This is a genomic window from Nocardioides campestrisoli, assembly GCF_013624435.2.
Lineage (GTDB): Bacteria > Actinomycetota > Actinomycetes > Propionibacteriales > Nocardioidaceae > Nocardioides > Nocardioides campestrisoli.
Genome location: NZ_CP061768.1, coordinates 1,047,366 through 1,074,210 on the forward strand (window position 1 = coordinate 1,047,366; position 26,845 = coordinate 1,074,210).

Sequence of the window (26,845 nt, forward strand, 5' to 3'; positions counted from 1 at the left end):
CGGCGCGACCTTCGCTCAGCCCTCTTGTCCATCGATCCGAGTCAGGAACGCGTCGGATGCTGCCGTGTATGAGGTCTTCGTCGACTTCGTCAGCCCCGCCGACGGGAACACGATTCGGGCTGACATTGGTGCGGTCGGACCGGGGGCCACGGCGGAGTGGATTTTTGTCGAGCCGTTTAGCACCAATGACTGGGTCCCCGACGCGCTTCTCCCGAAGGTCTACTTCCGAGATGCAAGTGGTCAGACATGGAAGCGCACAGCTCGCGGGATGCTCGTTGTGGATCCCGGGCCGGGGTCCGACGGTCCCGTGAGGCAGCTTCCCCGACAGGGATAGGCGGCGGTAAGACGCACTCTTCACGGTATGAGCGGGCGTTTCGTCAGTCCACCGACTCGAAGTGAAAGTACCCGACGGACTGCGGGCCCTCGGTCACCACAATCACGTCCCCCGCCACCATCTGGTGGGGGTACCGGAAATTTCCGACGACCCATCCCGCGTCTGCGGGTGAGCGCCAAGCGCCCGGCTCCATCGGTCGAACGACAAGCGAGGCGAGACCCGTCATGACGGTGAGGGGCGGGACAAAGCCAGTAGCGGCGTAGTCGCGGTCACCTGTCGGCACGGGAGGGCCAGTGCGTCGCCCGCCCTGCTCCTCGGTCAGCCAGACCACCGTCCCGTGGAACCGCAGCGGGTCATAGGGATGCACAGCGGCAGTCTCTCCTACATCTGGGCTCGACCGCCCGCTCATCGGCAGTTGAGTACGTTTCGAGGTGCGCCGGCAAGCGGGGGAAGGACGCACGGCTTCCGTGACGGCGTTGCCGGTCTCGACTCTGGGGTGTACGGAGCCGAGCCGAACTGTCGGTGGGTGTCGTCACGATTGTGACGAGGTCAGACGAGGGCGGACCCGCCGATGTCTGAGATACCCGCTCAAGCTCGGACATCTGAAATGAGGAAGTGATGGATCCAGGAACTCGTAGGTCGGTGGCCTACGTTGCCGCGCGCATCATTACGGAGAAGGCGTCAGGCAGCGTGTACGACTACAGCGCGGGCGGACACACATCCATGAGCGCCACAATCACAGCCTCCGACGTGCGCGCGTACGACTACGGCCGCAGCGCGCACTTCTCGGGGCGTCTCCAGGGCACCCAATACAGCCTGTACGACTACGGGGAAGGAGCGCACGTGAGCCTTGAGATTGAGGGGGCCAAGTTCTCTGGGTATGACTACGGGGCCGGCTGTCACTTCAATGGCACGGTGAAGTCCAATGGCTCGGTTTCACTTTACGACTACGGCGCCGGAGGCTACTTCTCGTTCAGCATCTGACCCGACAACGCCCGGCGCACCCGCGCCTCCCGACGCGACTCGCGGGGGATAGACGCAGTCGTCCCCCGGCGCCTTCGGGCTAACGACTGCGGGCGACGGGCCCTACATCGATTGCCAGTCGACCTCGGTCGAAAGGACGGTCGCAAACTCAACGTCTTCCAGCAATCCGTCGAAGTCGAACGACTCGTCGTCCAGGGATGCCTGCAAGGTTCCACGAATGCGAGCGGGGTATGTGCGTGCGGCGTACTCGACATGGTGGCCGGATGCATCTTGCCGGGCGTACTGCTCTTCGACGTCCACCTGCAGCTCGACACGAGCGCTCAAACTTTCGGACCAACGATCATGTTCGACATCACCCAAGATCTCCGCGGCTTGGACATTGCTGACTGTGACATCCTGTTGCTCCCACGCCTCATAGCCGTCGTCCGGCAGATTCGGTAGATCCCACCAATTCCGAGAGCCAAGATCCGCGAGCGACTCGAGATCCTCGCCGGGAGTGCCAGTGCTCCGCCCGTGTGACGAGATAACGAAATGGTCCTGAACCCAGTCCCTGAAGAGCGAAAGCCACGGTTCGGTTGCGGTCTCCGATTCGTCGAGGAGGTGCCTGAGTTCACCGAGATTCTTCGCATGCCTCGGAACCTCGACGCCGACGTCCGCGCAAGTCTGTTCGAGTGCGTGGCTGTCCGCAGTCACAACGATCAGGCCGTCGCTGTCACCGCCGTTATAGGCGACCACGGAACGCACCCAAGCGCTGTCGGCGGCCCCCGTCTTGACGCCCGACTTACGCTGGCCCGCGCCTCGAAGAAGAACCTGATCTAGCAGTGCGTCTCTCGCATCGGCGCCTTCGAGAGGAACGATGACAGCCCCCGCGCCCTCTATGGCCGATGAGAGGTCGTCGGTGTCGATAGCCGACATCGGGCCGGCTGCCTCGATGCCCCACTTCTCCATAGCGCGGCGATGTGCGTCGTACGCGTTCATCGCCTTCTCATGAGCTTCGACCGCATGTTGGGCCAGTTCATGGACGACGATCTCGGAGAGCCATAGCTCTGCCTCATGCTGCGAGCACGCGTCAACCCATTGTTCGATCGTCTTCACGTTGGGTTGGGCGCTCCTGCCGAACACATTCGAGTCCAACACGATGGCGCGGATCTGGGGCACCCCATGAGTATCCGACACCAGGGCTGGTCGAGAGGCCCGATCCGGACACTGTAGGAGGGTTTCTGCGAGATGGTGCTCCGAGAATACGCTGGCGTGAGAAGCAGATGCGCGGCCTGATGGTGAACACACTTGGGCGCCCCGTGCATGTCCGCCACAGCCGAGCTCGAGCTTGGACCAACGAGCGTGACGGCTCCCGCGACGGTGTGACGCGGTCTGCTAGCTGTGATGCCCAGGCACGTTGGTCGAGATCGTGCGACGACACGATCTGATCTGTAGATGAACGAAGGCCTCCCCGGTGTGGAGTGGAGCTATCTAGGAACCGCTCCGCACCGAAGGAGACCTTCGTGGCCCACGCTACCCACTCCAACGCAGCACTGACCCCACGCGCCCGACTCCGACTCGCCCGCCTGATCGTCGACCACGGCTGGCCACCGGCTCGCGCGGCCGAGCGTTACGACGTCTCGTGGCGCACCGCGAAGAAGTGGGCCGAGCGCTACCGCACCGAGGGCCCGGCCGGGATGGTCGACCGGTCCTCGGCACCACACCATCAGCCGCGCCGAACACCGGCACCGATGGTGCGCAAGATCGTGCACCTGCGCTGGAAACAGCGACTCGGCCCGGTCGAGATCGCCGACCGACTCAACATGGCGTCCTCGACCGTGCACGCGGTCCTGGTCCGCTGCCGTCTCAACCGGCTGACCCACCTCGATCGCGCGACCGGGGAGCCGATCCGCCGCTACGAGCACCAGCGGCCCGGCGACCTGCTCCACGTCGACGTCAAGAAGCTCGGCAAGGTCCCCGACGGCGGCGGCTGGCGCTACGTCGGGCGGCAGCAAGGCGAGAAGAACCGCGCCGCGACACCGGACAAACCCCGCAACAAGTACCGCGGCCCGCTCATCGGTACCTGCTACCTGCACACCGTCATCGACGACCACTCCCGCGTCGTACGTCGAGGCCCACGACGACGAGACCAAGGAGACCGCCGCCGCGGTCCTCAAGAACGCGGTCGCGTGGTTCGCCGAACGCGGGGTCACCGTGCAGCGAGTGCTCAGCGACAACGGCAGCTGCTACAAATCGAACCTCTGGCGCGAGACCTGCGCCGACCTCGGCATCACGCCGAAGAAGACCCGCCCCTACCGACCCCAGACCAACGGCAAGATCGAACGCTTCCACCGCACCCTGGCCGAGGGCTGGGCGTTCAAGAAGTTCTACAACTCCGAGTCCGCCCGACTCGCCGCTCTGCCAGCATGGGTCCACCAGTACAACCACCACCGGCCCCACTCGGCCATCGGGAAGACCTCACCCATCACCAGGTTGAACAACCTGGCTGGGCATCACAGCTAGCGGGGCGTCGACCGTGGCGTCACAGACAGCCAGTCTCACTTGCCTCTGTCCTCAGCGAGAGCCTGACTGACGTGGCACCCGAGCAGTGAGGCGGGAGCACTCCGTGGCCGTCGAGGATGGGGAGAAGGAGCAAGGGACCCCGCTCGCGGCGAAGTGGGGCAACCCCCATGAGTTGTGAGCGGCGCGCTGTCAGAATGGGTTGGAGTGGCCAACGCTCGGCGCCCGTCCAGCGTCCAATCGTCAGTACGGAGGTCCGAGTGTCATACAGCGCCCTGGTTACGCAGATCCTCCTGTCTTCTCCGAGCGATCTCGACAGAAATCACCGTCAGATCATCCTGGACCAAACCCGCTCGTGGAACGCCGACCACGGCCGAATCTACGGGGTGCACTTCAGCGTTGTGGACTGGAAAGACAATGCCGCTGCCAGCGTCGGCGACTATGCACAGGCCGTCCTGAACGCGCAGATCGTCGACGAGTCTGACGCCGGTTTGGTGGTTTTCAGCGACCGGATGGGAACGCCGACCCGCGACTTCCCGTCGGGGACGGCAGAAGAGATCGACCTTCTGCTTGGTTTGGGGCGTGACGTCGCCGTGCTGCGGAACGAGTGCCCGCGCCCCCCCATAACAACTCCTGCTGGTCTGACTCAGAAACAGGCCCTAGACCAGTACATCGGGAGCTTGTACTCGAAAGCACTCGTTAAGTCGTACGCGACTCCTGACGAGCTGCGACGTGAGATCGATTTGGTCCTGACCTTCCTCGCGAGGAAGCAAAGGAGGGAAGCTGACGCCGGCCTTACTGCACCTGTTGATGATCGCGACGTCGCGCCGCGCAAGCCGGAGACACTGGCGAATGTCACCGCGAATAACGGGGGGGACGTGCTCGAACGAGGGCTATGGCCCCGCGTTGAGGTCTCGGAATCGTCCGTGACTGACAAACGAGGGAGGCCGCGCAGACGACGCCGCTGGCGTCTGGTCATAGAAAGTACGTTGCCGACGCCCGTCTCGGACATATCGCTGCGGTTCGAAGACGGAGCGGGCGCCGTCGTCGACGACTTCGACCTCGGCAGGACTGCAAGCCAGCACATCGAACTGCTTCCTCCGCGTGGCTCGGTTTCCTTTCCGCTGATTCAGGCGCTCGGCTCCCGAACGCAGGCAATGTGCGTGGTCACGTGGCACGACGTAGAGGGCGTCGAACATGAGACACGCGCGAGCGTACGTACGGGGTAGAACGGCCGCTTTGGTCTGCTCAAGTCACGACGACTGAGGCAGCTGAACGACGGTTGGAGTGGCGCGACGTCAGGGCGGCGGCGAGCGACGGTGTGAGCTCTTCCCGGGCGGGGTGGCACGAGCACTCAAGCTCAAGTCGGGCAGAAGCAACCTTGGTCTCATGCAGCGCGCGTGTGATGCTGCCTGCTCAATTGGAACGAGTCTCGAAAAGTTCCTGCAACTCTGTCTCGTCGAGCTCGTGTGCTTTCCGGGCGTGGAGCGCGACGTCGGCCTTCAACGTGTTGCCGCGCAGGGAAGCTCGGCAATAGACCTGCCTGCCTTCTGCCTCGGCTCTCCGAACGAGCGGCATGAAGTTTGCGGTCTGCGTCGGCGACAGGACACCGACCTGTTGTCCGTCGATGTCGACCGCTACAACCTCTACGGACGAGCGTGGCCGCTTCTCGATGACGGATCGAAGGGACGCTGCGACCACTGTGTCGCTGCCATACCTGTCGAGGAGGTCGATCAGGTGCTCCATGAACTGTTCTTCCTTGGTGACCTGAATCGTTGAGCCGGGAGGGAGGCTGACGCAGTCACGCCCGAACGGGTTCGGGCACTGGAGATGCTCCGGCAGGGGCAACGACAGGGTGACCCGCGCCCAGGTGTCGTCCGCTGACGCCCTGAGCCACTGTCGTGAGGCCACGACAAGCTCGCCGCCGGGCAATCCCACGATGTGCCGGTGGTACCTCTTGGCATCCGGGCGCTCCATGTACCCAACGTGGAGGCCATCGACGAACACTGCGACGGCCTGGGCATCGTGCGGGTTGGCGGCATCGGGAACGAGGACGGCCGGTAGCCGGATCTCGGTGCCGGACTCCGACACCTTCGCGTGGCGGGCGAATAAGGCGCGAAGGTTCTCGGCTCGGTACCACTCGCCCGCCACTTCCAGTTGCTGCGTCCGCGGTGACCATGCTTCCCTGCCGCGGCCGACAGGGGATGGAGGCAGATGGTCTGCGGACGCGTTTCGCTCAACTCGACGAAGTTCTGGCGCGACAGATCGAGGACTGAGATCACGCTGAACAGACCTGTCAATCTCATCGCGGAACTGTGACTCGATCTCGAACAGGCTCGTTCCCTTCGAGGCAGACGACGATCGATTCGCGGCGCGTGACCCGCGCCTCGGCTCTGTGCGATCTCGGCTACTGCGCGTCGCCCATGTCGACGCTCCTCGAAATCTAGGCCAGTAGCGCTCTCCGAAAAGTAGGCCACCCGACCACGATGGATTGGGTGATGACAGTGGAGGACTGGGCTGAGATCCGGCGTCTGCATGCGCAGGAGCAGATGTCGATCCGGGCGATAGCCAGGCATCTGGGGATCGCCCGGGACACGGTCACGAGGGCGGTGAACTCCCCTGCCCCGCCGCGGTACGTCCGACCGAAGGCGCCCTCGGTGTTCGACGTCTACGAGCCGCGGGTGCGGGAACTGTTGAAGGAGTTCCCGACGATGCCGGCCTCAGTGCTGGCCGAACGGGTGGGCTGGCAAGGGTCGACGTCGTGGTTCCGCAAACAGGTCGCGGTGCTGCGGGTCGACTACGCACCCCGCGACCCTGCGGACCGGTTGGAGTACCGGCCCGGCGATCAGGCCCAGTGCGACCTGTGGTTCCCACCGGTCATGATCCCGCTGGGTCCAGGACAATCTGGTGCCCCGCCGGTGCTGGTGATCGTGTCCTCGTATTCCCGGTTCATCACCGCGACCATGCTGCCCTCGCGTACGACCGGTGACCTGCTGGCCGGCATGTGGGAGCTGTTGTTGACCCAGCTCGGTGCGGTGCCGCACAGGTTGATCTGGGACAACGAGGCAGGCATCGGGCGCCGGAACCGCTACGCCGAAGGGGTGGCCGGGTTCTGCGGCACCCTGGCCACCCGGATCGTGCAGCTCAAACCGTTCGACCCTGAGTCCAAGGGGATCGTGGAACGCGCCAATCGCTACCTGGAAACCTCGTTCCTGCCCGGGCGGACCTTCACCAGCCCCGCGGACTTCAACACCCAACTCACCGCCTGGCTCCCGGTCGCCAACGCCCGCACCGTGCGGCGACTCGGGGGCCGCCCCGCCGAGCTGGCAGCGATCGACCGGGCCGCGATGCTGGCTCTGCCCCCGATGCCACCCGCGACCGGGTTCCACACCCGGGTCCGGCTGCCACGCGACTACTACGTCCGGGTCGCCGGCAACGACTACTCCGTCGACCCGACCGTGATCGGACGGATGGTCGAGGTCCATGCCGACCTGTCCACCGTGCAGGTCACCTGCCAGGACCAGGTCGTGGCCAACCATGCCCGCAGCTGGGGCACTGCCGCGACCATCACCGACCCGGCCCACGTGGACACCGCTCGACGGATGCGTGAGGACTACGGGCGTCCGGCGGCACCGACCGGTAGTGACCTGCTGCGCGACCTGGCCGACTACGACACCGCCTTCGGTGTCGACCTGCCCGACCAGGGCGGACTGGACGACACCAACGGCGAGGTGGCCTGATGCCCACCAAGAAGAGCTCCGCCGCCGCGACGAGCGCGTCCGTGGAGTCGGTCAAGCAGATCGAGTATCTGTCCCGGGCGTTGAAGGCGCCCCGGATCCGGGAAGCCGCCACCCGGCTGGCCGACCAAGCGAGGGAGGCGTCCTGGACCCACGAGGAGTACTTGGCAGCGGTGCTGTCACGAGAGGTGTCGGCCCGCGACGCCGCCGGGGCAGAGCACCGCATCCGTGCCGCCGGGTTCCCCGGACGCAAGTCGCTCGAGGACTTCAACCTTGAGCACCAACCCGCCCTCAAACGTGACGTCGTGGCCCACCTGGCCACCGCGACGTTCATCGACGCCGCCCAGAACCTGGTGCTCCTCGGCCCGCCCGGGACCGGGAAAACCCACCTGGCCATCGGACTGGGCATCAAGGCCGCCCACGCCGGACACCGGGTGCTGTTCGCAACCGCCACCGACTGGGTCACCCGACTCCAAGAAGCCCACGCCACCGGACGACTCGGCAACGAGCTGGCCCGGCTACGCCGCTACGGGCTGATCATCGTCGACGAGGTCGGCTACATCCCCTTCGAGCAAGACGCCGCGAACCTCTTCTTCCAGCTCGTGTCCTCACGCTACGAACACGCCTCACTGATCCTGACCAGCAACCTGCCCTTCGCCCGCTGGGGCGACGTATTCGGCGACCAAGTCGTCGCCGCGGCCATGATCGACCGCATCGTCCACCACGCCGACGTCCTCACGCTGAAGGGCAGCTCCTACCGACTCAAGGACACCGGCATCGCGACACTTCCCTCAGCACGAGCCGAGAACACGGCACAATGACCAACACCGAAGTGGCCTAACTTCCAAAGAGCAGAACCGGCCCAACATTCGGGGAGCGTCGACAGCCCAGATCAAGACGGCGAGCAGCGCGAGGCCCAGCAGTATCTCCATGTCAGCGATCGTGCCCGAGGGAGATGCCTCCGCGTGCCGAAATCAAAGCAATGACGCGGCAGGCCGCCTCGTGAGGAGCAGTCACGTCTTTGAGTACACGCGTCCCTGTCTCCTACAGGCGGCGGAAGGGCGCAGCATGATCCATGGCCGCACCGGCGCAAGCGAAACAGAACCCGTGTGAAACCCTCACGTGTGGCAACTATCGAACTAAAGGTGGCGGCGATCGCGGCCAGCGCGGCACTTGCAGGAAGCGTGATCGGTGGGCTTGTCTCGCTCACGACTACCAAGCAGGCACTGGACGATGCGGCGGAGACACGCGGGGAAGAGCGTCTTCAGTCGGCCTATTTGGGGTTCTTGACTGAGGCGACCGAGCTTGAGAATGAGTTCAGGTACCCGCCATACCCTTCAGCCAAGCATGGGACGGCGTCGAAGGAATTGCTGAGCCGTCTTGCTGTCGTTGAGGCGTTCGGCTCGGCCGAATCGCACTTACAAGCACGGGGGATGTACAACGCGCTCACCAGGGCACTGGAGACGCAGCCCCAAGATGCATCTGCTGCTGAGTGGCGGCAGTACGACACTAATGAGCGTCTGTTTCTCGTGGAGATGAGGCGAGGGCTCGACATCGAGGAACCATCTTTTGGCGACTAACTTCGCCGGACCTGCGCACTCAACCCCGGCGATAGGGCGCACCTCAGGGCTAAGTTGCTGGACCTTGGGTGTGCGAGACCGTTTCGTCATGAATCACCCATTCGGAGCCGTCGGGCTCTGACACTCCCGAGCGGCGGTACGGACCGTGGGTGCCCAGGAAGTCAGTCGCGATCTGAACTAGGTTGGCGGTTTCCCACGCGCTTCGGCCTCGGCCATGGTGGACAGCCTCGACGCGAGCGCTGTTTAGCTCACGCAACTGCGCGAAGGGAACCGCGAAGGCCAAACCTGAGACCTCGGCGATGTCGATAAGTGTGCCGAACATTGGCTTACGGCCAAGGCGCTGGACTTGAGGCTTCGGCAATTCGTCGGCACGTGATGTGACTTCCCTCGCTAGCAAGACCTCGACCGCCGTCGCAGCGTCAATGATCGCGCGGCGATTGGAGCCACGCGCGCGCAGCACGGGCGTCCCGGCTTAGCAACTCCTCCAGCGGGACCTCGCGCCCGTCACGTACCGCCGCCATGACCATTCGCCATTCTTGGGCCCGTACCGGCCGAATGCGCGAAGTGGTAATCGTCAACGCGAGACTCCCGTCGTGCGGCGGGGAGATGAAGTTCAACCCTGGCGCGACGGCCTCGGCGTCGTAAACGCGGTGTTGTGGGTCGAGGTCCTGGGCCGGTTAGCACCTCGACCCAAGTGCGAACCTGGTCGAACCAGGCGGCGATGACTTCGACGAGGCGATCGTCGAGGCCTGCCCAAGTCCTCGTTGGATGCTTTGCGGCCTCGACGCCGGTCACTACCACGCGTAGCAGAGCCGTTGCAGGTCGCAACGACTCGGGGATGAAGGCGCCGTATTCCTGCGTCCACACGACTAGCTCGCCGTCGCGGTCGCGCGCCGCGTCGGGTTGGTCGAGCGCCTCAAGCGCTGGGGCCGCGCCGACGGGCGGATGATCCACCGGCATCACGATGTCGAATCGGACCGTTTCGTACCCGCTCGGATACGTGGCTCCCAGCGTGGCGCGGGTGACCCAGATTGGTACGGGAAGGTCGTAGATCGCGATGACGTCCGTGCAGACAACATCGGCAGCCGGTCTGGCGGTTCCGGGCAAGCCGCGCTGCCTGGCATGCGCCGCCAGTGGTTCTTCGGCTCAACGGCGTGTCGCAGCTTCGCCTTCGATGGTGTCGTCAGTGGTTTGCGCGAAGATGTCATCCGACCGGGGATGGGAGAGTGGCTTGAGATACGACCTTCAGCGGCTGGGGCCGTTTGGCTTTCAGGACTGTGCCGCCGCACTTGCCATCAGGGTCCTCGGTGCGCACGTGCGCCCCATGGGACGAGGGCGCGACGGTGGCCGCGACATGCTCGCCAAAGGCGTGGTCGTCTGGACGGCCAACGACCAATACGGTTCCGAGTCGTGGGATGGCACCACGATGTTCCAGGTCAAGCACAAGGCGACGCTCGAGGGCCCCAAGAAGGACGCCGCATGGGTTCGGGAGCAGATCCGAACGGAGCTTGTCGAATGGTCAAGCCCCGACACCAAGCGCGGCGACGTGCCGAACTACTTGGTGTTCGTGACGAACGTTCCGCTGACCCCGACGCAGGACAAGGGCGGCTTCGACACTGTCGTTGCCGCCGTTCAGAGGTACCTGAATGGACTCAATGACTCGACCGCCGAAGACCACTTGAGCGGCCATGACAAGTTGGCGGCACGCAAGGAGCGCGAGGCCCGACGCGACCGTATGCGAAATCTCCGGGCATGGCGCATCTGGGACGGATACCAGATCGACGGTCTCCTTGACGCGCACGAGGGCGTGCGCCGCGCGTTTGACGGGTTCCTGACCGCTGGGGACGTGCTTGCCGACCTGACGCAACTTTCGACGCATCTGAAACAGGACGAGATCGGCGGTGCGCTACGAGACCATGCTCGATGGGCCTTGGTCAATGAGCGCAACGTCTACTTCGACGAAGCGGGGGGCGAAACCAAGGGCGTGCCGGTGGAGCAGGTCGCCGTTGACTTGCCGGTGCTAGTGGATGACGAGCCTTCCACGGAGCGCGTTATTCGGTACACGCTCGACCACGGCGACAGGATGCTAAAACCGACGATCACGACCCACGACAAGCCGCGGCACTTGGTCGTTGTGGGCGCTCCCGGCAACGGCAAGACCACCGTCAGCAAGTTTCTTGTGCACGCCTACCGGGCAGCGCTTGTCGCAGAATCTGACGATCTCGGCGACGAACACCAAGCGGCAGTAAACGGCACTAAGGGCGCGCTGACGTCGATGGGTCGAGCTTTGCCGGCAAGTCGACGGTGGCCGATTCGCGTCGACCTAGCGAAGTTCGCGATCGCACAAGCGGCAAACGAGGACTACACGCTTCTCCACTGGATCGCGAGTCACCTAACGCGGCAGGTCGCATCGAAGGACGTCCCGCGGTGGGCATTGTGGAAGTGGCTGCAAACGTGGCCCTCGTTCATCGTTCTTGACGGACTTGACGAGGTGACCGAGCCATCGGTCCGTAAGACCCTTGTTGCCGACGTTGAAGCCTTTGTCGCCGAAGCCGAATCGAAGGACGCCGACATGCTTGTCGTGGTCACTACTCGCCCGACCGGCTACGTGGACGACATGCCTTCGACCATGTTCTCGCGCGTGGATCTTGCAGACCTGACCATCGAGGATGCCCTCGCGTACGGACGACGGGTCGCGAGGGTGCGGATACCGAGCGACCGGACCCGCAGGGACGGCGTCGTGGAACTTCTACAAGACGCCTCAAAGGACGACGCCCTCCAGCATCTCCTGCGTACGCCGTTGCAAGTCCTAATTATGACCATCATCGCTGAGACCTCGCGGCAGTTCTCACCGAGTCGTTACGCACTTTTCTGGGGCTACTACAAGGTCGTCGAGCAACGAGAGCAAACCAAGGAGCTCGGCTACTCCGCCCTCCTCCGTGATTATGCGCAGGTAGTCCTGGACTTGCATCGGAGGGTCGGGCTGACTCTGCAGCAACAAGCAGAGACCGCAACCGGCGCTGACTCGGTGATGTCGCCCGAGGAACTGCGCGACACCGCCTGGCACGTGTTGAAGGCCTCCGGATACGACCCGTCGAACGCTGACAAGGGATTGCTCGACCGAATCATCGCCGCCGCGACGCACCGTCTGGTTCTCATCACGCCGCAAGCAGGCGGGGGCTTTGGCTACGAGGTGAGATCGCTGCAAGAAATGATGGCGGCGCTCGCATTGACGACCGGGACGCTCGAGGATGCCATCCCAAAGTTGCGTCGGATCGGTGCTTCGCCCCACTGGCGCAACACCTTCCTGTTCGCTGCAGGCCGCTACTTCTCGGAGCCGCAGCCCCACCAGAAGGAGGCCGTGACAAGCCTCGTCCTCACAATTGACGAGGACGCGCCTGAACGGCTCGGAGCGGTCGTGCCGGTCGGCCCCGCCCTGGCCCTCGAGATCGTGGACGACGGCATGGCGACAGAGCCGATCTATCTTCATCCACTCGTGACGCGCTCGCTCAAGCTGCTCGAAGCGCCCGAACCCCAAGACGGCCTCGTCATCGCCAGCCAGTTCGCGGGCGCCGTCGCCATGACTAGTGCCGTCTCCACCTTGATTGTTGACGGATTCCGCGCCGCCCTCGGTGGGACCTCCGTAGCTCGCAACACCGCCGCCTCTATTCAGCGTTGGTTCGGAGTGCTGAGGGACTTCAATCCGAGGTACAGCCGCCTGAACCCCGAAGCCGCGGCGCTAGACAGACTCAAGCGCAACCCGAAAGTGTCGCTTCCCCCCGAGCCGGTATCAGATTGGGCGGAGTTCCACGCCACGTTGAACGGGTACGCCGATGACGAGAATCGGGACGCGCTCAACGAGATTGCAGCGTGCGTTGAGAACATGGCGAACTCCGGGGCGCGACCCCAGACCACAGCTCAGCTGGCTGAACTGCTCTCGGATCCGAACGTCGCGTTCGTCTGTGAGGCGGCACTAGTCCATGTTGCCGACGCATGCCCGGCGTTGGTTGCGGGGCTACGCGACACGGTTATGCCGATCCTGTGGCGACGGCCGGTCGAACTCTGAGCTATTACCGCCACCAATGGCGGGACTCGGCCGCGCGTCATTTTGGGCGGAATGCCCTTCTAGCCAACGTCCCCGTCGACGTACATCCACCGCCCGGCCCGCCGGGCGAACCGGCTCCGCTCGTGCAGCTGACCGCCCTCGTAGCGCGCCACGAACTCCACGACCCCCTCGTCGTCCTCGGGGCCACCCGCGACGACGTCCAGGATCTCCAGGCCCGTCCACTCCGTCGGGTCGTCGAGGGTGACGCGGTCGGGCCGCGTCCGCGGGTGCCAGGTGGTGAAGAGGTAGTCGGGCTCGTTCATGACGAACGCGCTGTACCGCGAGCGCATCAGCTCCTCGGCGGTGGCAGGTCGCTCGGAGCCGCGGTGGAACCGCCCGCAACACGTGTCGTAGACCGCTCCGGATCCACAAGGACACTTCCGCACCAGCACGCTTCGAGGCTACCGTCCCCGAGATGAATCCGACCTGGCTCAGCGTCTTCCTCGACCTGCCCGCACCGGACTTCGAGCGCACGGTCGGGTTCTGGCGCGACGTCAGCGGCTACGGCCTCTCGCCGACCCGAGGCGAGGATGACGAGTTCGCCACGCTGGTCCCGCCGACCGGCGACGACCACCTGCGGGTGCAGCGGCTGGGGAGAGGGAGGCGCGCCCCCACCTCGACCCGAACCCGCGACCTGGCGCGACGACGAGGGAGGCGTCTGGCGCAGCATGGTCGACCAGATCTGCCTCGACGTCCCGGCCTCGACGTACGACGCCGAGTGCGACTTCTGGAGCAAGGTCCTGGGTCTCGCCTGGCGGCAGACGGAGACGCCGCAGGAGGAGTTTCGCTGGATCCCCCGGATCGGCGCGCTGCGAGTGCTGCTCCAACGGCTGGAGGAGCCGGACGGTCCGGCGCGCGCTCATCTCGACCTGGGCTGCGACGACCGTCAGGCGGAGGTGCGCCGGCACGTCGCACTCGGCGCCGAGATCGCCGAGGAGTACGAGGAGTGGACGCAGCTGCGCGACCCGGCGGGGTCGGCGTACTGCATCACCGACCACCACCCCGGGTAAGAGCCCGGCATGGCTGAAGACTTCTCCCAGTACGTCAACCAGATCGCCGAGCTCGCCGCGGAGCACGGCCTCGCCATCGGGGCAGCCGAGTCGTTGACCGGCGGCGCCATCACCTCCGCCCTCGCTCAGGGTGAGGGTGCGGCCGACTGGTGCCGAGGCGGCGTCGTCGCCTACATGCCGGCGGTGAAGTTCGACCTGCTCGGCGTCGAGCCCGGACCCCTGATCTCCGACGCGTGCGCCGCCCAGATGGCGGCCGGCGCCGCGAAGGCCCTCGAGGCCGACTTCGTCGTCTCCACCACCGGCGCCGGCGGCCCCGGCGAGGAGGAGGGGCACCCGGCGGGCACCGCGGTGATCGGGATGTGGGCGCGCGGCGAGCAGTCCACCGACTGGGTCAAGGCCGAGGGCGACCCGGCCGAGGTGGTCGAGAGCGTGCGCAACATGGCGCTCGAGCGGCTGCTGCAGGCGATCCGGGTCGCCGAGCAGAAGGCCTGATGCGGCGAAACCTGCACGTCACACGGGCGCCCTAGCGTGTGCGCGTGACCAGCACCCCGCCGCCACGATCGGGCGTCCCCGACGGCCTGATGGACGCCTTCTGGGCCTACGAGCGGGCGCTGATGGCCGACGACCTGGAGGCCCTCGACCGGCTCTTCGCTCCCGGCCCGGAGACGCTGCGCGGGGACGCGCACGGCCTGCTCGTCGGCCACGCGACGATCAGCGAGTTCCGCGGCGCCCGTGGCGGTGCCCCGGCCCGGCGGATCGTCGAGACCCACGTGCAGGTCGTCGACGACGACCACGCGCTGGTGGTCGCGGTCACCGAGCTCGCCCGCGGCGGGCGCGGCCAGCAGACCCAGCTGTGGACCCGGCTCGACTCCGGCTGGGCGGTCAGCGCCGCACACGTCGCCGTACCCCCGCCCGCCCTGGACACCCGGATCTGGCGGGTGGTCGGCGACCCACTGGTGCCCGCCACCGCGGCCGGTGCTCTGACGGGGACCAGCGTCGCGGTCAAGGACCTGTACGCCGTGGCCGGCCAACGCATCGGGGCCGGCAACCCGGCATGGCTCGCGGACGCACCCGTGCAGCCCGAGCACGCCTTCGTGGTGGAGCAGCTGCTGGCCGCTGGCGCCGACGTCCGCGGGATCGCGCGCACCGACGAGTTCGCCTGGTCGCTGGCCGGCACCAACGCCCACTACGGCGCCGCGCCCAACCCGAGGGCGCCGTACCGGATCCCCGGCGGCTCCTCGTCGGGCTCGGCGAGTGCGGTCTCGCTCGGCCACGCGTCGATCGGCCTGGGCACCGACACCGGCGGCTCGATCCGGGTGCCCGCCGCCTACCAAGGGCTGTACGGCCTGCGGACCACCCACGACCTGGTCTCCCGGGAGGGTCTGCTGCCCCTGGCGCCCTCCTTCGACACCGTCGGCTGGCTGACCCGGGACGCCGACCTGCTGCGGCGGGTGGGGGAGGTGCTGCTGCCCGCCCCGACCGACGCCAGTGGCGGCTCCGACGAGCTGGTCGTGGTGCCGCAGCTGCTCGCGCTCGCCACCCCGGAGGTCGCCGGCGCGGTGACCGCAGCCGTGCCCGAGGCCCGCCGGGAGAGCTGGGAGCTGCCCCTGGCCGAGTGGCACGACGCCTTCGGCACCCTCCAGGCGTGGGACGCCTGGCAGCAGCACGGCGCCTGGGTCGAGGGACGGCTCGACACGCTCGGCCCCGACGTGGCCGGGCGCTTCCGCACCGCCTCGACCGTGACCCGCGAGGCCGCCGACCGGGCGCAGGCCGTGGTGGCGGGCGCACGCGACCGGATCCGCGACCTGGTCGGCGACCGGGTGCTGGTGCTCCCGAGTGCCTCGTCGGTCGCCCCGCGGCTCGGCGCCCCCCTGGACGACGTACGCACCGCCACCCTGCGGCTCACCCTGCTGGCCGGGCTGGGTGGGCTGCCCGCCCTCAGCGTCCCCACCGAGACCGCCGACCGCCTGCCCTGCGGGGTCTGCTTCGTCGCCGCCCCCGGACGGGATCGGGACCTGCTCGACCTCGCCGTACGCCGCGAGACGAAGCCGCTCGAACCGTAACCTCGCTGAAACGCGCGTTCCCGCTCCGCTTTACATCGGCCACCTAGTTTCAGGCCGAGAGGAGGCGACGATGCGGATCGATGAGCTCAACGACCTGGACCCGGCGGAGGCCGGCGCCCTGCTGCGCACCTGCGCGGACGTCGACTCCTGGGTGCGCGCGCTGGTCGACGCACGCCCGTACGCCAGCGCCGCCGCCCTGCTCGACCAGGCCAGGACCCTGGCGGCCGGCTGGACCGGCGCCGAGGTAGAGGCCGCCCTGGCCGACCACCCGCGGATCGGGGACCGGCACCCGGGTGGCGCGAGCGCCGAGCTCTCCGCCCGCGAGCAGTCCGGGGTGGACCGCGAGGACGAGGAGCTGCAACGCCGGTTGCGCGCGGGCAACCGCGCCTACGAGGAGCGGTTCGGGCGGATCTTCCTGGTCCGGGCCGCGGGGCGCAGCGCCGCGGAGATCCTCGCGCTGCTGGAGGAACGGCTGGGCCACGACCCGGCCACCGAGCTCGAGGTGACCAGCGGTCAGCTCGCAGAGATCGCGCTGCTGCGCCTGGAAGGACTCCTGTCATGACGCGGGACCTCACCACCTGCTCCACCCACGTGCTGGACGCGGCGCTCGGGGTCCCGGCCGCCGGCCTCGGGGTCCGGCTCGCCGACGCCACGGGCGCCGTGCTCGCCGAGGCCGAGACCGACGACGACGGGCGGATCCGGTTCGACCCCGGGCTGGCGCCGGGGCCGCACACGCTGCGGTTCGAGACCGGGGCCTGGTTCGCGGCCGCCGACCGGGACCACTTCCACCCGCACGTCGAGGTGGCCTTCGAGGTCACCGGCGAGCAGCCGCACCTGCACGTGGCGCTGCTGCTGAGCCCGTTCGCGTACACCACCTACCGGGGGAGCTGAGATGGCGCTCGGAGACGCGGTCCTCGGACCGAACCAGTACGGCAAGGCCGAGTGCCGCCTCGTCCGGGTCGACCGGGACACCCCGGTGCACGAGGTCACCGACCTCAACGTGACCACCCAGCTGCGCGGCGACTTCGCCGCCTGCCACACCGAGGGCGACAACAGCCACGTGCTGGCCACCGACAGCCAGAAGAACACCGTCTACGGGTTCGCCCGCGAGCACGGGATCGCGGCGCCGGAGACCTTCCTGGCCACCCTGGCCCGGCACTTCGTCGGCGACTCCGCCTGGGTGGAGAGCACGCTGCTCTCCGCCGAGCAGTACGCCTGGGAGCGGATCCCCGTCGACGGCACCGGCCACGACCACGCGTTCCGGCGTACCGGTCGGGCCACCCGCACCGCCGTGGTGCAGGCCGACGGCGACGAGCTCTTCGTGCTTGCCGGTCTCACCGACTGCACGGTCGCCAAGACCACCGGGTCGGAGTTCTCCGGCTTCCCGCGTGACCGGTTCACCACGCTGCCCGAGACCAGCGACCGGATCCTCGCCACCAGCGTCACCGCCCGCTGGCGCTACCGGACCGAGGCGGCCGCCGCGATGGGCGCCGAGGAGTTCAACGCCACCTACGCCGCCATCGAGACGATCCTGCTGGAGACCTTCGCCCGGGTGCACTCACTGGCGCTGCAGCAGACCATCTTCGAGATGGGCAAGGCGGTGCTCGAGGCCTGCGAGGCGGTCGCCGAGATCCGGCTCTCCTGCCCCAACAAGCACCACTTCCTGGTCGACCTCGAGCCGTTCGGCCTGGACAACCCCGGCGAGGTCTTCTTCGCCGCCGACCGCCCGTACGGGCTGATCCAGGCCACCGTGCAGCGCGAGGGGGAGCCCGACGAGCCCCGGGCCTGGGCCGGCGTTCCGGGCTTCTGCTGATGGGCGACCTGCCGGCGGGCCCGGACGCCGTCCGCGGGCGGCGGGTGCTGGTCGGCGACGAGCTGGTCCCGGCCACCGTGCTGATCGACCGGGGCGTGGTCACCGGGATCGAGCCGTACGACCACCCGGTCGACGGCCTGGTGCTGGAGGCGCCGGAGCCGGCGTACGTGCTGCCCGGGGTGGTCGACACCCACGTGCACGTCAACGAGCCCGGCCGCACCGAGTGGGAGGGGTTCGAGACCGGCACCACCGCGGCGCTGCTCGGCGGCGTCACCACGCTCATCGACATGCCGCTCAACTCGGTCCCGCCGACCACGACGGTCGCCGGGCTCCGCGCCAAGCAGGCGGCGGCCCGCGACCGGGTCGCCGTGGACGTCGGCTTCTGGGGCGGCGCCGTCCCCGGCAACCTGGACGAGCTGGAGCCGCTCTGGGCGGCCGGGGTGATGGGGTTCAAGTGCTTCCTCTCCCCGTCGGGGGTCGAGGAGTTCGGCCACCTGGACGCCGACCAGCTCACCGCCGCGATGCGGGAGGTGGCGAGGCTGGACGCGCTGCTGGTGGTGCACGCCGAGGACCCGGCGGTGCTCGACCGGGCACCGGCGCGCCCCGGCCCGGCGTACGCCGACTTCCTGGCCTCGCGCCCCGACGAGGCGGAGACCGCGGCGATCGCCCAGGTCGTCCGGACCGCGCGGGAGACCGGGGCGCGCGTGCACCTGCTCCACCTCTCCAGCGCCCGCGCGCTCGACCTGGTCGCCGACGCCAAGGCCGAGGGGCTGGCGCTGACCGCCGAGACCTGCCCGCACTACCTGTGCCTGGCCGCCGAGACCATCCCCGACGGCGACGGGGCGTTCAAGTGCTGCCCGCCGATCCGCGACGAGGGGAACCGCGACGCCCTGTGGGCCGCGCTGCTCGACGGGGTGATCGACGTGGTGGTCACCGACCACTCGCCCGCGACGGTCGCGGAGAAGACCCGCGGCGGCGGCGACCTGCAGCAGGCCTGGGGCGGGATCGCCGGGCTCCAGGTCGGCTTCACCGCGGTCGCCCACGAGGCCCGGCTCCGCGGCATCGGGATCGAGCAGGTCAGCCGGTGGATGTCGCAGGGCACCGCCGACCTGGTCGGCCTGGGCGGTGAGGGCGGCGAGGGCGGCGAGGGCCTGGACCGCAAGGGCCGGATCGCCGTCGGCGCCGACGCCGACCTGGTGCTCTTCGACCCCGACGCCGAGCAGGTGGTCGACGCCGCCCGGCTCGCCCACCGCAACCCCGTCTCCGCCTACGACGGACGACGGCTCACCGGCCGGGTGGTGCAGACGGTCGTCCGCGGCCGCACCGACGGACCAGACCACCGCTGGGGACGCCAGCTGACCCGGAGGAGCAACTCCCGATGATGACAGCCCACGCCGAGGCGCGCTCGATCAACCCGCCCCCGCGGCTGCTGATGGGCCCCGGCCCGATCAACGCCGACCCGCGGGTGCTGCGGGCGATGTCGGCGCCGCTGGTCGGGCAGTACGACCCGGCGATGACGGCGTACATGAACGAGACGATGGCGCTCTACCGCGAGGTGTTCCGCACCGGCAACGAGCAGACCTTCCTGGTCGACGGCACCGCCCGGGCCGGGATCGAGGCCGCGCTGGTCTCGCTGCTCGAGCCCGGGGACCGGCTGCTGGTCCCGGTCTTCGGCCGGTTCGGCCACCTGCTCCGCGAGATCGGGGAGCGGGTAGGCGCCGAGGTGCACACGATCGAGGTGCCGTGGGGTGAGGTCTTCGCCCCCGAGCAGCTCGAGGAGGCGGTGCTCGCCGTGCGGCCCAAGGTGCTGGCCGTGGTGCACGGGGACACCTCCACCACGATGGCCCAGCCGCTGGCCGACCTCGGGGAGATCTGCCGGCGCCACGACGTGCTGCTCTACTGCGACGCCACCGCGACGCTCGGCGGCAACGAGGTCGACACCGACCTGTGGGGGCTCGACGTGGTGACCGCCGGGCTGCAGAAGTGCCTCGGCGGACCGTCCGGCAGCGCCCCGATCACCCTGTCGTCGCGGGCGGTCTCGGTGATCCAGGGGCGGCGGCACGTGGAGGCGGGTCTGGTGGAGAAGGGCGACAAGCCCCGGGGCGTACGGATCGCCTCGAACTACCTCGACCTGGCGATGCTGATGGACTACTGGGGACCCCGGCGGCTCAACCACCACACCGAGGCGACCTCGATGCTCTACGCCGCCCGCGAGTGCGGCCGGCTGCTGGTCGAGGAGGGCCTGGAGTGGGCCGTGGCCCGGCACGAGCTGCACGGCCGGGCGATGCTCGCCGGGGTCCAGGGCCTGGGCCTGAAGGTCTTCGGCGACCCCGAGCACCGGATGAACAACGTGGTCGCCGTGGAGATCCCCGACGGGGTCGACGGCGACGGGGCCCGGTCGGCGCTGCTGGAGGACTTCGGGATCGAGATCGGCACCTCGTTCGGCCCGCTGCACGGCCGGGTCTGGCGGATCGGCACGATGGGCCACAACGCCCGCAAGGACGCCGTGCTCACCACGCTGGCCGCGCTCGAGCAGGTGCTGCGGGGCGCCGGCGTACCGGTCACTCCCGGGGGCGGGGTGGGCGCCGCCTGCGAGGTCTACCCGTGAGCGCCGACGCCGCCCAGGTGCTCGCCCGGTGCGACGAGCTGGCGCTGATCTCGGCGCGGCCCGACGCGATCGAGCGGGTCCACCTCTCACCCGAGCACCGCGCCGCCAACGACCTGGTCGCCGGCTGGATGCGGCAGGCTGGGCTCACTCCCCGGCAGGACGCCGCCGGCAACGTCTGCGGACGCCGGGAGGGTGCGCGGCCCGGACTGCCGGCGCTGCTGCTCGGCTCCCACCTCGACACCGTCCCGGACGCCGGCCGGTACGACGGGATGCTCGGCGTGGTCCTCGCGGTCGCGGTCGCCGAGCGGCTGGGCGAGCGGGCAGCCGAGCTGCCGTTCGCGCTGGAGGTGGTCGGCTTCTCCGACGAGGAGGGCACCCGGTTCGGCAAGGCGCTGCTCGGCTCCAGCGCTCTGGCCGGGGTGTGGGAGCCGTCGTGGTGGGAGCTGCGCGACGCGGCTGGCACCACGCTGCGCGAGGCGTTCACCGCCTTCGGCCTGGACCCGGACGCCGTCGGGGAGGCGGCCCGGCGGCCCGAGGAGCTGGTCGGCTACCTGGAGGCGCACATCGAGCAGGGCCCGGTGCTGGAGGCCGCCGACGCCAGCCTCGGCTATGTCACCACCATCGCCGGGGCGCGCCGGTTCATCGTCACCGTGCGCGGGGAGGCCCGGCACGCCGGCGGGACGCCGTACCCCCGGCGCCGCGACGCCCTGGTCGGGGCGGCGCAGATGATCAGCCGGATCGAGGAGCTGGTGCGCGACTCCGACTGCATCGCCACCGTGGGCCGGATCGAGGTGCGGCCCGGCGCGGTCAACGTGATCCCCGGGGAGGCGGAGCTCACCCTGGACCTGCGCGCCGGCACCGACGCCGAGCGGGACGCGATGTGGCAGACGCTGCACGGCGAGCTGGAGCGGATCGCCACCGCCCGCGGGCTCTCGCTTGAGGTGGTGGGCACCCACACCGCGCCCGCCGCCCCCACCGCCGACTGGCTGCGCCAGGCCGTGGTCAGCGGCATCGCCGCCACCGGCGACCACGCGCCGCTCGGGCTGTGGAGCCGGGCCGGGCACGACGCGATGGTGGTCTCCCAGGTGACCGACATCGGGATGCTCTTCGTCCGCTGCTTCGACGGGATCAGCCACCACCCGGGCGAGGACGTGCGCGAGGTCGACGTCGCCCGGGCGCTGGAGGCGTTCGAGGCCGCGGTGCTCGCGGTGGCCGACGCGCTGGACGACGGCGACTCGGCGGTCGAGGAGGTGGCGCAGTGAGTGGCGAGCGCAGCGGTGCCCCCATCGACGAGCGGATCGCCGGGCGGATCGCGGCGCTCTCGCCGCAGGAGCGGCGGGCCGCCTCCACCCTGCTCGAGCACCTCGACGACCTGGCGATCTACCGCGCCTCCGAGCTCGCCGACCTGGCCGGGGTCTCCAAGGCCACGATGAGCCGGCTCTTCCGCAGCCTGGGGTACGCCGACTTCGACGAGGTGCGCGAGCACCTGCGGGCCCTGCGTACCGCCGGGGAGCCGCGCCGGGTCGACGGGTCGCCCGACCTGGTCGCCCACGCCGCCCACGAGGCCGAGGCGATCGGCCGGGCCCTGGACCAGCCGACGCTCGGGCGCGTGGTCGAGCTGCTCGCCACCGCCGGCCGGGTGATGGTCGTCGGCTGGCGCAACAGCCACCCGGTCGCCCTGCACCTGCGCCAGCAGCTGGCCCAGGCCCGCGGCGACGTCCGGCTCGCGCCGCTGCCCGGCCAGGTGATGGGCGAGGAGCTGGCCGACCTCGGCGCCGGCGACGCGATCGTGGTCTGCGGCTTCCGCCGGCGGCCCGAGGGGTTCGCCCGGTTCGTGGGCGAGGCCGTCGCCACCGGCGCCACGGTGGTGCTGATCGCCGACCCGACCGGGGTCGAGCACGCGCCGCCCGGGATGCCGTGGCTGGAGTGCCCGGTCCACTCCGGGCTCGCCTTCGACTCCTACGCCGCCGCGATGAGCCTGGTCAGCGTGCTGGCCGACGGCGTGCTCTCGGCGCTGGGCCGGGAGGGGCGCGACCGGGTCACCGCGATCAGCCGCGGCTACGAGCGTCTGCACGAGGTCGAGTGATGGACCTCGGCACCGTCACCAGCTACCGCGAGGCCACCGGTCGTCACGACCTGCGGCTGGGTCCGGGGGAGCGGCCGCTCGGCGGTGGCACCTGGCTCTTCTCCCAGCCGCAGCCGGGGACCACCGGGTTGGTCGACCTGACCACCCTGGGCTGGCCGGCGTACGAGCGGCTGGGCGACGGGAGCCTGCGGATCGCGGCGACCTGCACCGTGGCCGAGCTCCTCGCACTGCCCTGGGACGAGCAGGCCCCGGGCCCGGGAGCGCTGGCCCGCACCTGCGCGGACGCGCTGCTGATGTCGTTCAAGATCCAGGCCGCCGCCACCGTCGGCGGCAACCTCTGCCTCGCCCTGCCGGCCGGGGCGATGCTCGCGCTGACCGCCGCGCTCGGCGGCCAGGTCCTGGTCTGGACCCCCGAGGGCGGCGAGCGCCGCGAGCCCGTCACCGAGTTCGTCACCGGGGTCGGCGCCACCACGCTCGCCCCCGGCGAGGTGCTCCGCGCGATCGACCTGCCGGCCTCCGTCCTGCAGGCGCGGACCGCGGGACGCCGGATGGCGCTCACTCCGCGCGGCCGCTCCTCAGCCCTGGTGCTGGGCCGCGCCGGCGCGCACGCGACCACCCTGACCGTGACCGCCGCGACCACCCGGCCCGTGGTGCTCGAGGTGCCGCACGGGGCCGGCCACCGGGCGCTCGAGGAGGCCCTGGCTGTGGTCGACTGCTGGTACGAGGACGCCCACGGCGCGGCCGACTGGCGGCGCGCCGTGACCGGGCTCCTGGCCGCCGAGGTGCTCGACGAGCTGACCGAGCCGGCGCCGGCGGGGCAGCGGCCGTCGACGGGCAGGGAGGAGACGCCATGATCGTCGACGGGATCCCGGTGCCGGGGACGCCCGCGCCCGGCCAGTGCCTGCGCACCTGGCTGCGCGGAGCGGGACGGACCGCGGTGAAGAAGGGGTGCGACGCCGGGGACTGCGGCGCCTGCTCGGTGCTGCTGGACGGGACGCCGGTGCACTCGTGCGTCACCCCCGCCGCCCGGGCCGTCGGCCACGAGGTGACCACGGCCGCCGGCCTGGCCGACGGTGAGCAGCTGAGCCCGGTGCAACGACGGTTCGTCGAGGCCGGTGCCTTCCAGTGCGGCTTCTGCACCGCCGGCTGGGTGGTCACCGCCACCGCGCTGGCCGGCGAGGACGGCCGGGTCGACGTGCCGGAGCCCGACGCCGCGTTCAAGGGCAACCTGTGCCGCTGCACCGGCTACCGGTCCATCCGCGACGCGCTCGCCGGGCGGACCAACACCCGCCCCACCGGCGAGGGGGCCTTCGGCCGATCCATCGGGGCGCCGGCAGGGGAGCGGCTGGTGCGCGGCTGCGAGCCGTTCACCCTCGACCTGCCCGAGACCGACGTCCTCCACCTCAAGCTGCTGCGCAGCCCGCACGCGCACGCCCGGATCCGCCGGATCGACACCGCCGCCTGCGAGGCGCTGCCCGGGGTGCGGCTCGTGCTCACCCACCACGACGTGCCCCAGACGCGCTACTCGACCGCGCGCCACGACAGCCGCCTCGACGACCCCGACGACATGCGGATGCTCGACGACGTGGTCCGGTTCCGCCGCCAGCGGGTCGCCGCGGTGGTGGCCGACACCGTGGCCCTGGCCGAGCTCGGGGTCTCCCTGATCGAGGTCGACTACGAGGTGCTGCCCGCGGTGCTCGATCCGGAGGAGGCACGGGCGCCCGGTGCGCCCCTGGTGCACGGCGACAAGGACGCCGGTGTCGCCCGGATCGCCGAGCCGGAGCGCAACGTGGTCGCCGCCAGCCACGGCGAGGTCGGCGACGTGGCCGCCGGCCTGGCCGGCGCGGCGTACAAGGTCTCGGGGACCTGGCGCACCGCCCGGGTCACCCATGCAGCCCTGGAGACGCACGGGGCCCGCGGCTGGCTCGACGAGGACGGCCGGCTGGTCGTCCGCACGAGCACCCAGGTCCCGTTCCTGGTCCGCGACGAGCTGGCCCACGTGCTGGGCCTCGACCGCGACCGGGTCCGGGTGACCACCGCCCGGGTCGGCGGCGGGTTCGGCGGCAAGCAGGAGATGCTGGTCGAGGACGTGGTGGCGCTGGCGGTGCTGCGGCTGGCCGAGCGCGGTACGCCGGCGCCGGTCCAGCTCGAGCTGACCCGCGAGGAGCAGTTCACCAGCGTCCCGTGCCGGCACCCGATGCGGGTCGAGGTCGAGCTCGGCGCCGACGCCGACGGGGTGCTGACCGCGATGCGGCTCGACGTGCTCAGCGACACCGGGGCCTACGGCAACCACGCCGCCGGCGTGCTCTTCCACGGCTGCCACGAGTCGGTGGCGCTCTACCGGTGCGCCAACAAGCGGGTCGACGCCGAGGCGGTCTACACCCACCAGGTGCCGTCGGGGGCGTTCCGCGGCTACGGCCTGGGCCAGGTGATCTTCGCGATCGAGTCCGCGCTGGACGAGCTGGCGCGCAAGGCCGGACTGAGCCCGGCGGAGGTACGCCGGCGCAACGTGGTCGTGCCGGGCGACGACTTCGTGGTCAACGCGCCCGCCTCCGGGGACCTGGTCTTCGGCAGCTACGGCCTGGACCAGTGCCTGGACCTGGTCGAGCGGCACCTCGCCGAGACCCGCGACCTGCCCGCGGCCCAGCCGCCGGCCGGCGAGGACTGGCGGGTCGGCGAGGGGATGGCGGCGGCGATGATCGCCACCATCCCGCCGCGCGGGCACCACGCCGACGCGGCGGTCACCCGGTTCCCCGACGGGAGCGTGGAGGTGGCGGTCGGGAGTGCCGAGTTCGGCAACGGCACCGCGACCGTGCACGTGCAGATCGTCGCCGAGGAGCTGCACGTGGACCCGCGGCTGGTCCGGCTGCGCAGCGGCGACACCGACGCCGCCACGCACGACACCGGCGCCTACGGCTCCACCGGCTCGGTGGTCGCCGGGATGGCGGTCGCCGAGGCCGCCCGGTCCGTGCGCGAGCAGCTGGCCGCCGGCGCCGACCCGACCCGGCCGGTGGTCGGGCGCGGCGAGCACCACGGCACCCCGCGCTCGGTGGCCTTCAACGTGCACGGCGTCCGGGTCGCGGTCTCGCCCGCCACGGGCGAGCTCCGGGTGCTCACCTCCGTGCAGGCCGTCGACGCCGGGGTGGTGATCAACCCCGAGCAGCTGCGCGGCCAGGTCGAGGGCGGGGTCGCCCAGGGCCTGGGCAGCGCGCTGTACGAGGAGATCGTGCTCCGCGACGGCGAGGTCACCACCGCGTCCCTGCGCGACTACCGGGTGCCGCAGATCGCCGACGTGCCGCACACCGAGGTGCTGTTCGCCGACACCTACGACCGGCTCGGCCCGCGCGGGGCGAAGTCGATGAGCGAGGCGCCGTACAACCCGGTCGCGCCCGCCGTGGCCAACGCCGTGCGTGACGCGCTCGGCGTACGCCCCGACGAGCTGCCGATGAGCCGGGACCGGCTCTGGCGGCTCGCACAGACGATCTCGCCATCCACCGAGGAGGACGCATGACGGACCTGGACGACAACGACTGGCTGGCCGAGGCGGTCTCGCTGGCCACCGAGAACGTGAGCACCGGCGGCGGCCCCTTCGGCGCCCTGGTGGTGCGCGACGGCACCCTGGTCGCCACCGGCGTCAACCGGGTCACGCTCGACCTGGACCCGACGGCCCACGCCGAGGTCTCCGCGATCCGTGCCGCCTGCCGGCGGCTCGGCTCCTTCTCGCTGGCCGGGTGCGTGCTGTACACCTCCTGCGAGCCGTGCCCGCTCTGCGTCGCGGCGACCCTGTGGGCGCGGCTGGACCGGGTGGTCTTCGCCGCCGACCGGCACGACGCCGCCCGCGGCGGCTTCGACGACCACGCCTTCTACGAGCTGATCGAGAGCGATCCCGTCACCTGGCCCAGCCCGGTCGTCGGGCACCGGATCGACGGGGCCACCGCGCCGTTCGACGCCTGGCTGGGCAAGGCCGACCGCACCGCGTACTAGGGGCTCCGTTCGCGGTGCGGGTCCAGGCACTGAAACGAACGT

22 protein-coding genes and 1 pseudogene are annotated in these 26,845 nt (G+C 69.7%); 20 read left to right on the plus strand and 3 right to left on the minus strand.

From position 1 onward, the window contains the following. Positions 1-976 precede the first annotated feature (976 nt). The gene (locus H8838_RS05040; protein ID WP_185996085.1) at positions 977-1,318 is read left to right on the plus strand and encodes a hypothetical protein; all 342 of its coding nucleotides are present in this window, start codon (positions 977-979) and stop codon (positions 1,316-1,318) included. A 102-nt stretch (positions 1,319-1,420) separates the two neighbouring features. Here the strand turns inward: H8838_RS05040 and H8838_RS05045 are convergent, their stop codons facing one another. After that, positions 1,421-2,476: a hypothetical protein gene (locus tag H8838_RS05045; protein ID WP_185996086.1), complete on the minus strand. Its 1,056-nt coding sequence runs from the start codon at positions 2,474-2,476 to the stop codon at positions 1,421-1,423. Positions 2,477-2,820: 344 nt separating this feature from the next. On the opposite strand from H8838_RS05045, the pseudogene H8838_RS05050 reads away from it, so the two are divergent. Together H8838_RS05050 and H8838_RS05055 are read left to right on the plus strand one after the other, a co-directional pair. Beyond that, a pseudogene (locus tag H8838_RS05050) lies at positions 2,821-3,820 on the plus strand (IS481 family transposase). A gap of 257 nt (positions 3,821-4,077) precedes the next feature. Further along, positions 4,078-5,046 (plus strand): hypothetical protein, encoded by a 969-nt coding sequence (locus H8838_RS05055; protein WP_185996087.1) that lies wholly within the window; start codon positions 4,078-4,080, stop codon positions 5,044-5,046. A gap of 187 nt (positions 5,047-5,233) precedes the next feature. Here the strand turns inward: H8838_RS05055 and H8838_RS05060 are convergent, their stop codons facing one another. Further along, a complete protein-coding gene (locus H8838_RS05060) occupies positions 5,234-5,968 on the minus strand; it encodes a hypothetical protein (RefSeq protein WP_185996088.1) in 735 nt (244 codons plus the stop codon). A gap of 344 nt (positions 5,969-6,312) precedes the next feature. Here H8838_RS05060 and istA point away from each other — a divergent pair, with 344 nt between their 5' ends. The 4 genes from istA to H8838_RS05080 all read left to right on the plus strand — a co-directional run bounded on the left by istA (position 6,313) and on the right by H8838_RS05080 (position 13,200). Beyond that, positions 6,313-7,557, plus strand: coding sequence for an IS21 family transposase (gene istA, locus H8838_RS05065; protein ID WP_185996702.1), 1,245 nt, complete (start codon positions 6,313-6,315; stop codon positions 7,555-7,557). Then, positions 7,557-8,375 (plus strand): IS21-like element helper ATPase IstB, encoded by an 819-nt coding sequence (istB, locus tag H8838_RS05070; protein WP_185996701.1) that lies wholly within the window; start codon positions 7,557-7,559, stop codon positions 8,373-8,375. The genes istA and istB overlap by 1 nt, the downstream gene beginning before the upstream one ends. Positions 8,376-8,699: 324 nt before the next feature. Then, the gene (locus tag H8838_RS05075) at positions 8,700-9,134 is read left to right on the plus strand and encodes a hypothetical protein (RefSeq protein ID WP_185996380.1); all 435 of its coding nucleotides are present in this window, start codon (positions 8,700-8,702) and stop codon (positions 9,132-9,134) included. Between the two features lie 1,231 nt (positions 9,135-10,365). Further along, on the plus strand, positions 10,366-13,200 hold the full coding sequence (locus H8838_RS05080; RefSeq protein WP_185996381.1) for an NACHT domain-containing protein: 2,835 nt from the start codon (positions 10,366-10,368) through the stop codon (positions 13,198-13,200). Positions 13,201-13,259: 59 nt separating this feature from the next. Here the strand turns inward: H8838_RS05080 and H8838_RS05085 are convergent, their stop codons facing one another. Continuing rightward, positions 13,260-13,631 (minus strand): YchJ family protein, encoded by a 372-nt coding sequence (locus tag H8838_RS05085; protein ID WP_397181774.1) that lies wholly within the window; start codon positions 13,629-13,631, stop codon positions 13,260-13,262. Positions 13,632-13,907: 276 nt separating this feature from the next. On the opposite strand from H8838_RS05085, the gene H8838_RS19940 reads away from it, so the two are divergent. The 13 genes from H8838_RS19940 (at position 13,908) to H8838_RS05150 (ending at position 26,803) form a co-directional block, all read left to right on the plus strand. Continuing rightward, a complete protein-coding gene (locus tag H8838_RS19940; RefSeq protein WP_224766390.1) occupies positions 13,908-14,249 on the plus strand; it encodes a VOC family protein in 342 nt (113 codons plus the stop codon). A gap of 9 nt (positions 14,250-14,258) precedes the next feature. After that, positions 14,259-14,741, plus strand: a complete 483-nt coding sequence (locus H8838_RS05095; RefSeq protein WP_185996382.1) for a nicotinamide-nucleotide amidohydrolase family protein — start codon at positions 14,259-14,261, stop codon at positions 14,739-14,741. 44 nt (positions 14,742-14,785) lie between these two features. Next, positions 14,786-16,312 (plus strand): AtzH-like domain-containing protein, encoded by a 1,527-nt coding sequence (locus H8838_RS05100; protein ID WP_224766391.1) that lies wholly within the window; start codon positions 14,786-14,788, stop codon positions 16,310-16,312. Positions 16,313-16,382: 70 nt separating this feature from the next. After that, a complete protein-coding gene (uraD, locus tag H8838_RS05105; RefSeq protein ID WP_185996383.1) occupies positions 16,383-16,874 on the plus strand; it encodes a 2-oxo-4-hydroxy-4-carboxy-5-ureidoimidazoline decarboxylase in 492 nt (163 codons plus the stop codon). Beyond that, a complete protein-coding gene (gene uraH, locus H8838_RS05110; protein ID WP_185996384.1) occupies positions 16,871-17,203 on the plus strand; it encodes a hydroxyisourate hydrolase in 333 nt (110 codons plus the stop codon). The genes uraD and uraH overlap by 4 nt, the downstream gene beginning before the upstream one ends. 1 nt (position 17,204) lies before the next feature. Continuing rightward, on the plus strand, positions 17,205-18,125 hold the full coding sequence (pucL, locus tag H8838_RS05115) for a factor-independent urate hydroxylase (protein ID WP_185996385.1): 921 nt from the start codon (positions 17,205-17,207) through the stop codon (positions 18,123-18,125). Further along, positions 18,125-19,507 carry an allantoinase AllB gene (gene allB / locus H8838_RS05120; RefSeq protein WP_185996386.1) on the plus strand — a complete coding sequence of 461 codons (1,383 nt, stop codon included), beginning with the start codon at positions 18,125-18,127 and terminating at the stop codon, positions 19,505-19,507. The genes pucL and allB overlap by 1 nt, the downstream gene beginning before the upstream one ends. After that, positions 19,504-20,733 carry a pyridoxal-phosphate-dependent aminotransferase family protein gene (locus H8838_RS05125; protein ID WP_224766392.1) on the plus strand — a complete coding sequence of 410 codons (1,230 nt, stop codon included), beginning with the start codon at positions 19,504-19,506 and terminating at the stop codon, positions 20,731-20,733. Before allB ends, H8838_RS05125 begins: the two co-directional genes overlap by 4 nt. Beyond that, positions 20,730-21,995: an allantoate amidohydrolase gene (locus H8838_RS05130; protein ID WP_224766393.1), complete on the plus strand. Its 1,266-nt coding sequence runs from the start codon at positions 20,730-20,732 to the stop codon at positions 21,993-21,995. The genes H8838_RS05125 and H8838_RS05130 overlap by 4 nt, the downstream gene beginning before the upstream one ends. Then, a complete protein-coding gene (locus tag H8838_RS05135) occupies positions 21,992-22,819 on the plus strand; it encodes a MurR/RpiR family transcriptional regulator (protein WP_185996387.1) in 828 nt (275 codons plus the stop codon). Before H8838_RS05130 ends, H8838_RS05135 begins: the two co-directional genes overlap by 4 nt. Further along, positions 22,819-23,673 carry an FAD binding domain-containing protein gene (locus H8838_RS05140; RefSeq protein ID WP_185996388.1) on the plus strand — a complete coding sequence of 285 codons (855 nt, stop codon included), beginning with the start codon at positions 22,819-22,821 and terminating at the stop codon, positions 23,671-23,673. The genes H8838_RS05135 and H8838_RS05140 overlap by 1 nt, the downstream gene beginning before the upstream one ends. Next, a complete protein-coding gene (locus H8838_RS05145; protein ID WP_185996389.1) occupies positions 23,670-26,330 on the plus strand; it encodes a molybdopterin-dependent oxidoreductase in 2,661 nt (886 codons plus the stop codon). The genes H8838_RS05140 and H8838_RS05145 overlap by 4 nt, the downstream gene beginning before the upstream one ends. Next, positions 26,327-26,803, plus strand: a complete 477-nt coding sequence (locus H8838_RS05150; RefSeq protein WP_181311520.1) for a nucleoside deaminase — start codon at positions 26,327-26,329, stop codon at positions 26,801-26,803. The genes H8838_RS05145 and H8838_RS05150 overlap by 4 nt, the downstream gene beginning before the upstream one ends. The last annotated feature ends 42 nt before the right edge of the window (positions 26,804-26,845 follow it).

Coding starts and splice junctions, on each gene's coding strand:
- istB (WP_185996701.1), top strand. CDS start 7,557: ATGCCCACCAAGAAGAGCTCCGCCGCCGCGACGAGCGCGTCCGTGGAG.
- H8838_RS19940 (WP_224766390.1), top strand. CDS start 13,908: ATGGTCGACCAGATCTGCCTCGACGTCCCGGCCTCGACGTACGACGCC.
- H8838_RS05095 (WP_185996382.1), top strand. CDS start 14,259: ATGGCTGAAGACTTCTCCCAGTACGTCAACCAGATCGCCGAGCTCGCC.
- uraD (WP_185996383.1), top strand. CDS start 16,383: ATGCGGATCGATGAGCTCAACGACCTGGACCCGGCGGAGGCCGGCGCC.
- uraH (WP_185996384.1), top strand. CDS start 16,871: ATGACGCGGGACCTCACCACCTGCTCCACCCACGTGCTGGACGCGGCG.
- pucL (WP_185996385.1), top strand. CDS start 17,205: ATGGCGCTCGGAGACGCGGTCCTCGGACCGAACCAGTACGGCAAGGCC.
- allB (WP_185996386.1), top strand. CDS start 18,125: ATGGGCGACCTGCCGGCGGGCCCGGACGCCGTCCGCGGGCGGCGGGTG.
- H8838_RS05125 (WP_224766392.1), top strand. CDS start 19,504: ATGATGACAGCCCACGCCGAGGCGCGCTCGATCAACCCGCCCCCGCGG.
- H8838_RS05140 (WP_185996388.1), top strand. CDS start 22,819: ATGGACCTCGGCACCGTCACCAGCTACCGCGAGGCCACCGGTCGTCAC.
- H8838_RS05145 (WP_185996389.1), top strand. CDS start 23,670: ATGATCGTCGACGGGATCCCGGTGCCGGGGACGCCCGCGCCCGGCCAG.
- H8838_RS05150 (WP_181311520.1), top strand. CDS start 26,327: ATGACGGACCTGGACGACAACGACTGGCTGGCCGAGGCGGTCTCGCTG.